The sequence below is a fragment of the Halorubrum sp. Atlit-28R genome (genome assembly GCF_003665955.1).
GTDB classification, from domain to species: Archaea; Halobacteriota; Halobacteria; order Halobacteriales; family Haloferacaceae; genus Halorubrum; species Halorubrum tropicale.
In genome coordinates this window covers 1-475 of the sequence record NZ_QPLS01000199.1, presented here as the reverse complement: position 1 = coordinate 475, position 475 = coordinate 1, and the positions used below count along the sequence as shown (strand labels likewise).

The following is a 475-nucleotide window of genomic DNA, read 5'->3' as shown; positions in this document are numbered from 1 at the left end:
GCTCGGCGATGCCGATTTTCCGGGGGTCGAACACCACGAGGTCGGCCCCGTCGCGGACGTTCTGCTTGATGCGAGTCGCCAACACCGGATGCGACTCGGTCGTGTTCGACCCGCTGATGAGGTAGGCGTCGGCCTCGCCGATGTCCTCGTTGATGCGGTTCGTCATCGCGCCGTAGCCGAGCGTCTGTTGGAGCGCCGCCACCGTCGACGAGTGGCAGAGCCGGGCGCAGTTGTCGATGTTCTTCGTGCCGAGTACCTGCCGCGCGAACTTCTGGACGAGATACGCCTCCTCGTTGCTCCCCTTCGACGACGCGAGGCAACTGACCGCGTCGACGCCGTGTTCGTCCTGAATCTCGCGGAGTCGGCCGGCGACGTAGTCGAGCGCCTCGTCCCACGAGGCCGCCTCGAACTCGCCGTCTTCGTTTCGAATCAGGGGCTTCGTGAGCCGGTTTTCGCTGTTGGCAAAGTCGTGGCC

At 65.3% G+C, this 475-nt stretch carries 1 protein-coding gene; it reads right to left on the bottom strand.

Annotated features, from left to right (window positions below):
- A partial coding sequence (locus DVK06_RS17530; protein WP_147438182.1) for a molybdopterin-dependent oxidoreductase occupies positions 1-475 on the bottom strand: 475 nt, incomplete at both ends.